This is a genomic window from Sorangium sp. So ce131, from assembly GCF_051519095.1.
In the GTDB taxonomy this organism is placed as follows: Bacteria; Myxococcota_A; Polyangia; order Polyangiales; family Polyangiaceae; genus Sorangium.
In genome coordinates, this window is record NZ_CP150455.1 from 1,740,974 (window position 1) to 1,754,340 (window position 13,367).

Genomic DNA, 13,367 nt, shown 5'->3' on the forward strand with positions numbered 1-13,367 from the left:
CACCGGGTGATGCGGCTGACCGCGCGAGCCATCGAGCTGCCGGCGCTGGCGAGCGCCCACTCTCACGCGTTCCAGCGCGGGATGCGCGGGGAGGCGCAGCGGCCGGGGCCCTCGGGCACGGACGACTTCTGGTCCTGGCGCAGCGCGATGTACGCGCTGGCCGACTCGCTCACGCCGGAGTCGATCCACGCGATCTCGAAGGTGGCCTATCGCGAGCTCCGCGCCGCGGGCGTCCGCACCGTGGGCGAGTTCCACTACGTGCACCACCAGCCGGGCGGCGCGCCGTACGCGGACCGGACGATCCTCGCGGACGCGGTGATCGAGGCCGCGCGCGAGGAGGGCCTCCGGATCGCGCTGCTCCGGGTCGTCTACGCGCGCGCGGGCGCGGGGCGGCCGCCCGAGGGGGCGCAGCGGCGGTTCTCGGACGTGTCGCTCGACGCGGCGCTCGCGGACGTCGACGCGCTGAGGGCGCGCTACGCGGGGTGCGAGGACGTGCGCGTGGGCGTGGCGCCGCACAGCGTGCGCGCGGTGCCGCCGGCGTGGCTCGGCGAGATCGCGCGGTACGCCGCGGAGCGCGGGGTGATGCTGCACATGCACGTGGCCGAGCAGCCGGCCGAGATCGAGGCGTGTGTCGCCGAGACGGGCCGGCGGCCGGTGGAGCTGCTCGCGGAGCGCGGGGTGCTGGGGGAGCGGTTCGTGGCGGTGCACGCGACGCACCTCGCGCCGCACGAGCCCGCGCTGCTCGGCGCGGCGCGGGCGCTCGTGTGCCTGTGCCCGACCACGGAGCGCGACCTCGGCGACGGGCTGCCCGACGTGGGGGCGCTGCGCGCGGCGGGCGTGCGGCTGTGCGTGGGGATCGACAGCCACGTGATCACCGATCCGTTCGAGGACCTGCGCGGCGTCGAGCTGGGCGAGCGGCTGCGGACCGGGCGGCGCGTGACGCTGCGCGGGGAGGGCGGGGAGAGGGCAGGGGACGCGGGCGGTGGCGGGGGGCGAGGCGGCAGGGGGCAAGGCGGCGCGGAGCAAGGCGGCGCGACGCCGGCCGAGGCGCTCTGGGAGATCGGGTCGCTGCGCGGGGCGGAGGCGTGCGGGTTCGCGGACGCGGGGGGGACCATCACGCTGCACCGGGACGCGCCGGCGCTGGCGCTGGTGCGGGAGGAGCGGCTGCTCGACGCGGTGGTGTTCAGCGGGAGCCCGGCGATGGTGGAAGACTGAAGGCGCGGTCGCCGCCTCGCTGGTCGCCGGGCGGTGGGATGCAGTACGATGCGCCGGCGGGGCCGCCGTCCGGCGGACGCACAACGGCATCATGCAGCCCACGTTGAACGCAGGCGACGTGCTCGCGGGGAAGTACCGCGTCGAGCGGCTCCTCGGCCAGGGAGGCATGGGCCTCGTCGTCGCCGCGCGCCACGCCCACCTCCACCAGCTCGTGGCGATCAAGGTGCTGCTGTCCAGCGCCACGCCGGAGGCCGTCGAGCGCTTCCTGCGCGAGGGGCGCGCCAGCGTCCGGATAAAGAGCGAGCACGCGGCGCGGGTCCACGACGTGGACACCCTGCCGAACGGCGCTCCTTACATGATGATGGAATACCTCGATGGCCGCGATCTCGCAGCGGTGATCGCGGCGGAGGGCCCGCTGCCGATCGCGCGGGCCGTCGGTTATGTCCTCGAGGCCAGCGAGGCCATCGCCGAGGCGCACGCGCACGGGATCGTCCACCGCGACATCAAGCCCGCGAACCTGTTCCTCTCGAAGGCGGCGGACGGATCGGAGATCGTCAAGGTGCTCGATTTCGGCATCTCCAAGGCCCTGACCGACGAGGCAGGCGCGCCGGGGCTGGCGCTCACGCAGAGCTCCGCGCTCCTCGGCTCTCCGCTCTACATGTCCCCCGAGCAGATGCGCGCCTCGCACCGCGTCGACGCGCGCTCCGACATCTGGTCGATGGGCGTGGTCCTCTACAAGCTGCTCACCGCGCGTATCCCGTTTCCGGCGGACACGCTCGGCGAGCTCATCCTCAAGGTGAACAGCGATCCGCCGGACCCGATCGCCCAGGCACGCACCGATGTCCCTCGCGGGCTCGAGGAGGCCATCCTCCGGTGCCTCGAGAAGGACCCCGCGCGCAGGTTCGCGAACATCGCCGAGCTCGCGCGGGCGATCGCGCCCTTCGGACCGCCGCAGCAGGCGTCGATCTCGCTGGAGCGGATCGAACGTGTGCTCGGGGTGCAGGCGACGGCGCCTCCCTACGGCGGGGCGAGGAGCTCGCAGCCGTCGCAACCTTCGCAGCCGTCGCAACCGTCGCAGCCTTCGCCGATGCCGCCGCAGGTGGGCGCCTCCGCGGGCCTCGCGCCGACCCCCGTGACGAGCAGCTCCTGGGCCACGGGCGCGGGGAAGACACAGAGGTCGTCCCGCGCTGCCTGGCTCGGCGCGGGCGTGGCGCTCGCGCTCGCGCTCGCCGTGGGCGGCACCCTCTACGCGCTTCGCCCCTCGGCGGAGACCCAGACGCCCGCGGCGGCCGGCCCGGACGCCTCCGCGCCGAGGGGCGCCGCCAGCGCCGCCCCGCCTGCGACCTCGGTGGCTCCCGCGGACGTGGCGCGGTTCCCCGAGGAGACCGCGCCGGGCCCGCCGCCGGCGTCGGCGCCGCCGGCATCGGCGTCCGCGGCGTCCGCGGCGCCCGCAGCGTCCGCCGCGCCGCCGGAGCCCGCGAAGGGGCCGCGCCCTCCGGCGGTCGTGAAGCCCTCGCGCCCGTCCACCCCGCGCCCGTCGCCCACGCCTGCGCCCGCGCCCACCAGCAAGAACATCCTCGACATGCCCTTGCAGTGACCCCGCCGCCACCGCCCTGACCCGAGGGGATTCGTGCGATCCGACAACCACCTTCCTCGCTTCCGATGCGCCCTGGCCGCCGCGTCGATCCTGCTCTGCGGGCCAGCGCTCGCGCAGCCCCCGCCGGGCCAGCCCGCCCCGCCGGCGAGCCCCTCGCGTGTGCCCCTCGCCCAGGCGCTCACCGGGGCGGCCAAGGCGGAGTACGAGACCGGCAAGCTCCTCTACAGCGACGGCGACTTCAGGGGCGCGCGGATCAAGTTCCAGCGCGCGCACGAGCTCTCCGGCGACCCGCGGCTGCTCTGGAACATCGCTGCCTGCGAGAAGAGCCTGCGCCGCTACGCGAGCGTGCTGCCGCTGCTCGAGCGGTACGAGCGCGAGGCCGGCCCTCTGCTCACGGACGCGGAGCGGCAGGCCACGGCGGCGCTCATCGGCGAGGTGAAGAAGCTCGTCAGCCGCCTGACCGTCACGGTCGACCGGGACGGCGCGGAGATCTTCGTGGACGACGAGAAGATCGGGGCCTCGCCGCTGCCCGGCCCCGTGCTCGTCGACATCGGCGCGCGGAGGATCCGGGTCGTCAAGCCCGGGTTCAAGGAGCACGTGCGCACCGAGCAGATCGCCGGGGCGACGGAGGTCACCGTCGCCGCGTCGCTGGAGGAGATCTCGCTGCGCGGGCAGCTCGTCGTCGAGGCGGGGGACGGCGACGCCATCGCGGTCGACGGGCGCGTGGTCGCCCAGGGCCGGTGGAGCGGGCCGCTGCCGCGCGGGGCTCACGCGGTCCGCGTCACCGCCCCGGGAAAGGTCCCGTACCAGGCCGACGTCTTCATCGAGGAAGAGAAGAAGCGCACGCTGACCGTGGCCCTGAAGCCGCTCGAGCAGCCCGGCGGCTCCAGCGCGACCGGGCTCTGGATCGGCGGCGGCATCGTGTTCGTCGCCACGGGGTTGGCCCTGGGCGGCTACTTCCTGTTCAAGTCCAGGGACCCGTCGACGATACCGGGCATCATGGGGACCGTGACGCTCTCGTCCGATCTCTCGGGCGTCCGCCTCGGGGCGCGCCCGTGAGCGCGGCGGCCAGGCCGCGCCGCGCCGCCGCGCTGCTCCTCGCCGGCTGCGCCGCGGCGTGCTCGTCGGCGGACGCGCCGGGCGAGCTCCTGGTCGTCGTCCAGACGGACATGTCGGTGCCGAAGGACATCGACAGGATCCGCGTCGAGGTGCTGTCCGGCGAGGAGCACCGGTTCGATACGATCTACGAGCTCGGCGATCCGGCGAAGGGGCTCGAGCTGCCCTCGACGCTCGCCCTCGTCGCGGGCAGCGGCGCCGCGAAGCCCGCGACGCTCCGGGTCACGGCGTGGCAGGGCGCGACGCCGCGGGTGCTGCGGGAGGTGGTCACGACGGTGCCCACGGACCGCGCGGCGATGCTGCGGCTCCCGGTGCAGTGGCTCTGCAGCGGATTCGCCGCCGCGGGCGCGGGCGGCGACGACGACGTGACGACCACGTGCCCGCGCGGCGAGACCTGCGTGAACGGCGGGTGCGCGCCGGAGGAGGTCGCGCCGGAGTCCCTGTCCGACTACGAGCCCGGGCGCGTCTTCGGCGGGGGCGAGAGGCCGGAGGAGGGGCGCTGCTTCGACGTCGCGGCGTGCTTCCGGGAGAGCGCGCCGGCGGAGGTCGACCTGGCCTCCTGCGCCGTCGCCGAGGACGCCCCGGTGAACCTGGCGCTCGCGACCGAGACGGACGGGATCTGCGGCCCTTCCGGCTGCTTCGTCGCGCTCGACGCGGAGAGCGCGCTCGGCTGGCAGGCCGCGGACGGCCCCGCGGGGACCCGCCGCCTGCCCAAGGCCGTGTGCAACCGCATCGCGAGCGGGGAGAACCTCGCGGTCGCGGCCGCGCCGGTCACGGACGCGTGCCCCCTCAAGACGGAGTCGCTGCCCGCGTGCGGCAGGTGGTCGTCGGTGGGGTCCGCGGGCGCGGCGCCCGGGACCTCCGAGCCGGTCGCGATCGCGGCGATGCAGCGGCGCCCCGCCGGCCTCGCGCTCGACGGCGAGCGGGTCTACTGGACGAACCTCGGCTCCCTCGCCGAGGCGGACGGCGAGCTCCGCGCGGCGCCGAGGAGCGGCGGATCACGCGCCACGCTGGCCTCCGGGCAAGCGGGCCCGCGGGACGTCGCGCTCGGCGAGGGCGCGATCGTCTGGAGCGAGAGCGGCCTCGGCGCGGACGACGGCCGCGTCCTGCGGCTCGATCTGGGGGCGCCGGAGGCGCCGCCCGCGGTGCTCGCGTCAGCGCAGAGCACCCCCGAGGGCGTCGTGGTGCGCGGGGGCGACATCCACTTCACCTCGTTCGGGGACGGCGTCGTGTACCGCGTCTCGGACGACCCCGGCGCGCCGGCCCTGGTGGCCGCGGAGCAGGAGCATCCGTACCGGATCGCCGCCGACGCGGGGTACGTGTACTGGACCGACGAGGGCGACGGCGGCAGCGCGAACGGCGCGATCATGGTCGCGCCGCGAGGTGCCGCGGAGCCTGCTCCGACGGCGCTCGCGGAGGGGCAGGAGACCCCGCGGCACCTCGCGCTCGACCTCGGCAAGGGCGGCGTCGCGACCGCGATCTACTGGACGAGCTTCGCCTTCGCGGGCGACGTGGTGATGCTCCCCCTCGAGGGCGGGGCGGCGGCGGGCGAGCCGCGGAAGATCGCGACAGGACAGCGTTTTCCGAACGGCATCGCGGTGGACGGGGCGCGCGTGTACTGGACGAACCGCGGCGACGGGACCGTGAAATGGCTGCTCAAGGCCGCCGCCCCGGGCGACGAGCCGACCGTGCTCGCGCGCGGCCAGCACTCGCCGGGGGCGCTCCTCGTCGACGCGCTGAACGTGGTCTGGCTCAACGAAGGAGAGGTCAGCAAGTCGAACGGAGCCGTCCTGCTGATCGCGAAGCCCTGACCCAGGTTGCGCCCGCGGGCCGCCGACAGGCCGCGGCGCCGGCGCTTCGGTGCGCCGGAGGAGATGTGATGAGAAGCGTAAGTACGGCGAGGTGGGGCGCGCGCGGCGCGCCGCACTGCGGTCTTGCTGCGGGTGCCCTGGCGCTGCTGCTGATCGCCGGGTGTGCGGGGGAAGGCGGCTCGGCGCCTGGCCCCGAGCGGCTCGGCGCGCTGTTCCCCGAGCACGCGGCGGTCATCGCCGGGGGCGAGGCGCGCTTCGCGCGCGAGGCGGGCGGCGGCGGGTTCGTGGCGCGCACGCCGGGCGGCTTCGAGGCGTCGCTGCCGGAGCGCGGCGAGCGCGCGATCGCGCTGCGGCTCCCGGACGGGCTCGAGCTGCGGGTGCGGGAGGCTGGGCTCTCCGGCGGCGCTGCGGCGCACGGGCAGGCGGTGGCGTACGCGCGCCCCGGGGGCACGTCGTTCTGGACGGCGCACGGAGCCGGCTACGAGGAGTGGCTGCTGCTGGACGAGGAGACGGCGCGGGGCGGCGGGCCGGTGGCGACGTGGGAGGTGGAGGGCGCCACGCTGCGCGCGCGCGAGGGCGTTGTGGACTGCCTCGACGGCGAGGGCGCGGTCGTGCTGACGGTGAGCGCCGGCGAGGCGTACCAGGAGGACGGCGCGCCGGTGGAGGCGCGGCTCGAGGTCCGCGGGCGATCGATCGCGCTCTGGCTGGGCGAGAGCGCCGGCGCGGTGCTCGTGGATCCGGCGTGGATCCCGGCGGGCAACCTGATCAGGGCGCGCGCCTATCACACGGCCACGCTGCTCCCGAGCGGGCGTGTCCTCCTGACCGGCGGGGACGGCGCGTCCGGCGTGCTCAACTCGGCGGAGCTCTACGACGGCGCCACGAACACCTTCCTGCCGGCGGCCCCGATGGGCCCGGCGCGCACCCGTCACACCGCCACGTTGCTGCCGAGCGGCGAGGTGCTCGTCGTCGCCGGCGGCGGGATGGCGAGCCCCTTGCTCGACTCGTCGGTCCTCTACAACACCGCGACCCACGTGTGGTCGAGCGGCCCGTCGCTGTCGTTGCCGCGCCGCGCCCATACGGCCACCCTGCTCCAGGACGGCCGGGTGCTCGTCACGGGCGGCGAGAGCCTGACCATCGAGCCCACGCCGAGCGCCGTGCTGTACACCGCGGGCGCCGGCTGGTCGGGCGCCGCCGACATGGTCTTTTCCCGCTATCTCCACGCGGCCGCGCTGCTCCAGGACGGCAGCGTGCTCGTCATCGGCGGGGCCGGCTGGACCGCCGAGCGTTACGATCCGGAACGGAACGAGAACGAGTGGACGGCGACGCCGCTGGCGCTCTCGCCTCACTTCCAGCCGACGGCGACGACGTTGCTGAGCCGCAAGGTGCTCGTCGTCGGCGAGGGGACCGTGGCCGAGCTCTACGACCCGGACACGAACGCGTGGGAGGCCGTGCCGCCGATGAGCGCCTCGCGCAGCGGCCATACGGCCACGCTGCTCCCGAGCGGCGAGGTGCTCGTCGTGGGCGGCGGCACGGCGAGCGTCGAGCTCTACCACCCGGAGGCGAACAGCTGGACCGAGCAGCCGCCGCTCGGCGTGGCCCGCGCGTACCACACGGCGACCTTGCTGCTCGACGGCCGCGTGCTCGTCGCGGGGGGGAGGGGGAGCGCGGGGGAGGCGCTCACGAGCGCGGAGATCTACGGCGCCGGCGCCGGCCTCGGCGCGCCGTGCGCGAGCGGCGCCGCGTGCGTGAGCGGCCACTGCGTCGACGGGGTCTGCTGCGACACGGCGTGCGCGGGCGGGTGCGGCGCGTGTGCGGTGGCGCGCGGGGCGGCCGCCGACGGCACGTGCGCGCCGCTGTCCGGCACGCCTTGCGACGACGGCGACGCGTGCACGGCGGGCGACACCTGCGCCGCGGGCACGTGCGCGCCCGGCGCGGCGGTGACCTGCGCTCCGCCGGGCCCGTGCCGCGGGCCCGCGGCGTGTGATCCGGGTGAGGGCTGCGTGTATCCCGCGCTGCCCGACGAGACGCCCTGCGACGACGAGGACGCCTGCACGCCCGTCGACCGATGCCAGGGCGGGGCGTGCGTCGGCGCCGATCCGGTCGCCTGCGAGCCCAGCGCCTGCCGGCCCGACGCGCGGTGCGACCCGGCGCTGGGGGCGTGCACCTTCACGCCAGCGCCCGACGGCGCCGGCTGCGACGACGGCGACGCCTGCACGCAGCGGGACGTGTGCCGCGAGGGCGTGTGCACCGGGGCCGCCGTGCGCTGCCCTGCCGCCGGCCCTTGCCAGCGCGAGAGCACCTGCGACCCGGCCACGGGCCAGTGCTCCGCGCTCCGCTCGCTGCCCGACGGCACGCCGTGTCCGGGCGGCGAGTGCGTCGGCGGGCAGTGCCTTCTTCCTTCCGTGGATCCGAGCGGGAGCACGGGCGCCGGCGCCGGTCCCGGCGAGGATCCGAAAGGGAGCGGCGGGTGCGGCTGCCGGGCTGCGCGAGGCGACGGCCGCGGGGGCGCCGCGGCCGTCCTGGGGGTCCTCGTGATCGCCGCGCGCCGCCGGCGCGCGCGGCGCGAGCGCCGGCGATCACCACATCGAGCCACGGTGGCGACCGAGGGGAGCCTGGAGGAGCCATGAGAAGGCGCAGCGCTGACGTTGTCTTGTTCTCCGCCCTGCTGGTGGGGGCGTCCGGGTGCTCGGCCGGCGATGGGCCTGCGAGCGCGATCGACCCCGGCGCGCTGCGCGCCAGGTTCCCGGCGCACGCGGCGCGCGTGCTCGATGGCGCCGTGGCCTTCCGGGAGTCCGCCGAGGGCTTCGCGCCGCAGGTGGGCCTGGGCGGGAGGGCGCCCGGGGCGCTCGGGGCGACGTTGCCTCGCCGCGCCGGCGTGGAGGCCATCCGGCTGGAGCTGCCGGAGGGGCTGACCGTGCATGTCCGCGAGTCCGGGCTCCGGGGCGAGGGCGCGCGCGAGGGGGCCGCGGTCCGTTATCCGCGCGACGGCGGCGCGTCGTACTGGGTGGCGACGGGGGCGGGGGTGGAGGAGTGGCTGCTCGTCGAGCCGGGGTTCGCGGCGGCCGGGCGTCCGGTCGCCTCGTGGGAGGTGGACGGGGCGTGGCCGCGGCAGCAGGGCGAGTCGATCGTCTGGTCGGATGGGTCCGGGGTGCCGCGGCTGATCATGAGCGCGCCGGAGGCGTTCGGGGCGTCGGGTCGGCCCGTGCGCGTGGCGCTGCGCGCGGCGGGCCGCGCGGTGGAGCTCCTGGTCGACGCGGGCGACGCCGGCGAGGCGAGCGAGGCGGGCGAGGCGCTGCTCATCGACCCGGCGTGGGTGGCGGCGCTGCCGATGAACCAGGCGCGGGAGGGGCACACCGCGACGCTGCTGCAGGATGGCCGCGTCCTGGTCGCCGGCGGCACTGGGGCGTCGTTCCGTGTCCTGTCCAGCGCCGAGCTCTTCCAGCCCGCGACGGGCACGTGGCTGTTGACCGCGCCGATGAGCGCCGCCCGCGAGGGTCATACGGCCACGCTGCTGCCGAGCGGCGACGTGCTCGTGGTGGGCGGGGCGACCGCGGAGCTCTACCACCCGGCCACGAACCTCTGGAGCGCCGCCGCGCCGCCGGGCGCGAGCAGGGCCGCCGCTACGGCGACCTTGCTCGAGGACGGCACGGTCTTCGTGACGGGCGGCACGGTCGGGAGCGCGCCGGCGGCGACCACCGAGCGCTACGACCCGGCCTCGGACAGCTGGGCTCCCCGCACCTCGATGGCGCGCGCGCGGAGCGGCCACGCCGCGGTGCGCCTGCTCGACGGCCGGGTGCTCGTCGTGGGAGGGAGCGACTCGGAGGTCTACGATCCGGCCACGGACAGCTGGGCGCCGCCCGCGATCACGGCGGCGTTCCACGACCGGCACACGGCGACCCTGCTGCCGGACGGCCGGGTGCTGCTCGTCGGCGGCACGCGGGTCGGCGAGGGCGCCGGCGACGCGCGCACCATTCCGGCCGAGGTGTACGATCCCGGAGCGAGCGTGTGGTCGCTGCCGGGGCTGAGCTTCTTCCGGGGCCTCGGAGAGCACACCGCGACGCTGCTGCCCGACGGCAAGGTGCTGCTCGTCGGCGGGTACTACATCGGCCTGAGCAGCGGGGACCCTGGTCCGGCGGGATCGCCGGGGCTGTTCGACCCGGCGACGGGCGACCACACGTCGGGAGTAGGCTCGCTGGATCTAGCGCGCCATACGGCGACGTTGCTCCTCGACCAGCGGGTGCTCGTCGCGGGCGGGTTCAACCCCGGGAGGGACGACGTCGCCGTGGCGACGACGGCGATCTACGGCGTGGCGCTCGGGGCCGCGTGCGCGTCGGGCTCGGACTGCACGGCGGGGCACTGCGTCGACGGCGTGTGCTGCGACGCGGCCTGCGACGGCGGGCCATGCGACGCGTGCTCCGTCGCCGCGGGCGCGTCGCAGGACGGCCGTTGCGAGGCGCTGACCGGCCCGGTCTGCGACGACGGGCAGGCGTGCACACACACCGACGTGTGCCGGGCGGGCGCGTGCGCCGGGACGCCGGTGGCCTGTGCGGCGCCCGACGCGTGCCACGAGGCGGCGTGCGAGGCCGCCACGGGGGAGTGCGTCACCACGCCGCGGCTGGACGGCGCGGCGTGTGACGACGGCGACGGCTGCACCCAGGGCGACACGTGCGAGGCGGGCGCGTGTGTGGCCGGGGCGCCGGTCGCGTGCCCGCCGCCTCCGGCGTGCCACGCGGCGGGCGTGTGCGACCCGGCGACGGGCGCGTGCGCGAGCGCGCCGCTGCCGGACGGGGAGGCGTGCGACGACGGCGACGCGTGCACGCGGGAGGACACGTGCCGCGCCGGCGCGTGCGAGGGCGGCGCCCCGGTCTCGTGCGCCGAGACCGACTGCCGCTACGCGGGCTCGTGTGATCCGGCGACGGGCGCGTGTGACCGCGCCGCCAAGCCGGACGGCACGCCGTGCGGGGGAGGCATCTGCGTGGCGGGCGAGTGCGCGGTCGATACCGGGGGGGCTGGCGGCGAGGCGGGGGCGCCGGGTGGCTCGGCCGGCGCAGGCGGCTCGGATTCCCCCGGCGGCGGCGGGTGCGGGTGCGCCGTCGGCGCGTCGCGCGCTGCGCCGGCGCCGTGGGCCGCGCTGCTCGTGCTGCTCTCGCTGGCGCGGCGCGCGCGCTCGCCGGCGCGCCGGCGGCGCTGGGGTGCCCTGGCCGTGCTGCTGCTCGCCGGGTGCGCGGGGGACGCCGTTTCCCCGCCCGGCCCGGAGCAGCTCGGCGCCCTGTTCCCCGAGCACGCTGCGGCCGTGGTCGGCGGGGATCCGCGCTTCGTGCGCGACGCAGGCGGCGGTGGGTTCGTCGCGCGCGCGCCGAGCGGCTTCGAGGCGTCGCTGCCGGAGCGCGGCGAGCGCGCCGTCGCCCTGCGGCTCCCGGGAGGGATCGCGCTCTCGGTGCGCGAGGGCGGCCTCTCCGGCCCCGCCGCGCTGCACGGACAGGCGGTGGCGTACGCGCGCCCCGGGGGCACCTCGTTCTGGACGGCGAGCGGCGCCGGCTACGAGGAGTGGCTGCTGCTCGACGAGGAGACGGCGCGCGGCGCCGGGCCGGTGGCGAGCTGGGAGGTCGAGGGCGCCGCCCTGCGCGCGCGCGAGGGCGTCGTGGACTGCCTCGACGGCGGCGGCGCGGTCGCGCTGACGGTGAGCGCCGGTGAGGCGTACCAGGAGGACGGCGCGCCGGTGGAGGCGCGGCTCGACGTCCGCGGGCGGTCGATCGCGCTCTGGCTGGGCGAGAGCGCCGGCGCGGTGCTGGTGGATCCGGCCTGGATCCCGGCGGGGAACCTGGTGCGGGCGCGCTCGTCGCACACGGCCACGCTGCTCCCGAGCGGGCTGGTCCTCCTGACCGGCGGCTCCAGCGGGTCCAGCGTGCTCAACTCCGCGGAGCTCTACGACAGCGCCACGAACACCTTCACGCCGGCGGCCTCGATGGGTCCTGCGCGCGTCCAGCACACGGCCACGCTGCTCCCCACCGGCGAGGTGCTCGTCGTCGGAGGCCACGGGGTGGCGAGCGCCCTGGTCGACGCGTCGGTCCTCTACAACCCCACGACGAACAGGTGGTCGAGCGGCCCGTCGCAGTCGCGCCACAGCCATACGGCCACCCTGCTCCAGGACGGCCGGGTGCTCGTCACGGGCGGCGAGAGCTTCGGTTTCCGGGTCACGGCGGACGCCGCCCTGTACACGGCGGGCGCCGGCTGGTCGGGCGCCGGCGAGATGGCGTTCGAACGCGACCGCCACGCGGCCGCGCTGCTCCCGAGCGGCGACGTGCTCGTCATCGGCGCCGTCGGAACGAACGCCGAGCGCTACGACCCGGATTTGAACCGGTGGACAGCGACGCCGCCGGCGCCCTCGCCTCATTACTACCAGCCGACGGCGACGACGCTGCTGAACGGCAAGGTGCTCGTCGTCGGAGCGGCCGAGTCCGAACTCTACAACCCGGACACGGACGTGTGGGAGTCCGCGCCGCCGAGGAGCGCCTTGCGCAGCGGCCATACGGCCACGCTGCTCCCGAGCGGCGAGGTGCTCATCGTGGGTGGCGGCACGGCGAGCGTCGAGCTCTATCGCCCCTCGACGAACAGCTGGACCGAGCTGCCGCCGCTCAGCGCGCCCCGCGCGTACCACACGGCGACCCTGCTGCCCGACGGCCGCGTGCTCATCGCGGGGGGGAGCTCGAGCTCCGGGGAGGCGCTCGCGAGCGCCGAGATCTACGGCGCCGGCGCGGGGCTCGGCGCGCCGTGCGCGAGCGACGCCGCGTGCGTGAGCGGCCACTGCGTCGACGGGGTCTGCTGCAACACGGCGTGCGCGGGCGGGTGCGGCGCGTGCACTGTCGCGCGGGGGGCGGCCGCCGACGGCACCTGCGCGCCGCTGTCCGGCACGCCCTGTGACGACGGCGACGCCTGCACCGAGGACGACACCTGCGCCGCGGGCACGTGCGCGCCCGGCGCGGCCGTGACCTGCCCTGCGCCGGGCCCGTGCCGCGGGCCCGGGGCCTGCGAGCCGAGCGAGGGCTGCGTCTACCCCGCGTTGCCCGACGAGACGCCCTGCGACGACGAGGACGCCTGCACGCCGGTCGACCGCTGCGAGGGCGGCGCGTGTGTCGGCGCCGATCCGGTCGCGTGTGAGCCCAGCACCTGCCAGCCCGACGCGCGGTGCGACCCGGCGCAGGGGGTGTGCGCCTTCACGCCCGCGCCCGACGGCACCGGCTGCGACGACGGCGACGCATGCACCGTGCGGGACGCCTGCCGCGCGGGCGTGTGCACCGGCCCCCGCGTGCGCTGCCCCGCCGCCGGCCCCTGCCAGCGCGAGAGCACCTGCGATCCGGCCACGGGCCAGTGCTCCGCGCTCCGGTCGCTGCCCGACGGCACGCCGTGCCCGGGCGGCGAGTGCGTGGGCGGGCAGTGCCTCCCTCCCTCCGAGGCGTCGGCGAGCAGCGCGGGCGCGGGCGCCGGTCCCGGCGAGGATCCGGAAGGCGGCGGCGGGTGCGGCTGCCGGGCAGCGCGAGGCCACGGCCGCCACGGCGCCGCGGCCGTCCTTGGGGTGGTCCTGATCGCCGCGCGCCGCCGGCGCACGCGACGAGCGGGCTAGCGATCGC

The 13,367-nt window shown here is 76.9% G+C and carries 6 protein-coding genes; all 6 read left to right on the forward strand.

All coding sequences use genetic code 11. The features are described 5' to 3' along the window. Positions 1–9: 9 nt before the first annotated feature. The 6 genes from WMF43_RS06320 to WMF43_RS06345 all read left to right on the forward strand — a co-directional run bounded on the left by WMF43_RS06320 (position 10) and on the right by WMF43_RS06345 (position 13,360). Positions 10–1,215 carry a formimidoylglutamate deiminase gene (locus tag WMF43_RS06320; RefSeq protein ID WP_437683956.1) on the forward strand — a complete coding sequence of 402 codons (1,206 nt, stop codon included), beginning with the start codon at positions 10–12 and terminating at the stop codon, positions 1,213–1,215. 91 nt (positions 1,216–1,306) lie between these two features. Then, a complete protein-coding gene (locus WMF43_RS06325; RefSeq protein ID WP_437678233.1) occupies positions 1,307–2,812 on the forward strand; it encodes a serine/threonine-protein kinase in 1,506 nt (501 codons plus the stop codon). Between the two features lie 33 nt (positions 2,813–2,845). Next, entirely contained in the window at positions 2,846–3,871 is a 1,026-nt protein-coding gene (locus WMF43_RS06330) for a PEGA domain-containing protein (RefSeq protein ID WP_437678235.1), read from the forward strand. Continuing rightward, on the forward strand, positions 3,868–5,739 hold the full coding sequence (locus WMF43_RS06335) for a hypothetical protein (protein ID WP_437678237.1): 1,872 nt from the start codon (positions 3,868–3,870) through the stop codon (positions 5,737–5,739). Before WMF43_RS06330 ends, WMF43_RS06335 begins: the two co-directional genes overlap by 4 nt. Positions 5,740–5,807: 68 nt before the next feature. Then, positions 5,808–8,366: a kelch repeat-containing protein gene (locus WMF43_RS06340; protein ID WP_437678239.1), complete on the forward strand. Its 2,559-nt coding sequence runs from the start codon at positions 5,808–5,810 to the stop codon at positions 8,364–8,366. Further along, a complete protein-coding gene (locus WMF43_RS06345; RefSeq protein ID WP_437678241.1) occupies positions 8,363–13,360 on the forward strand; it encodes a Kelch repeat-containing protein in 4,998 nt (1,665 codons plus the stop codon). Before WMF43_RS06340 ends, WMF43_RS06345 begins: the two co-directional genes overlap by 4 nt. The last annotated feature ends 7 nt before the right edge of the window (positions 13,361–13,367 follow it).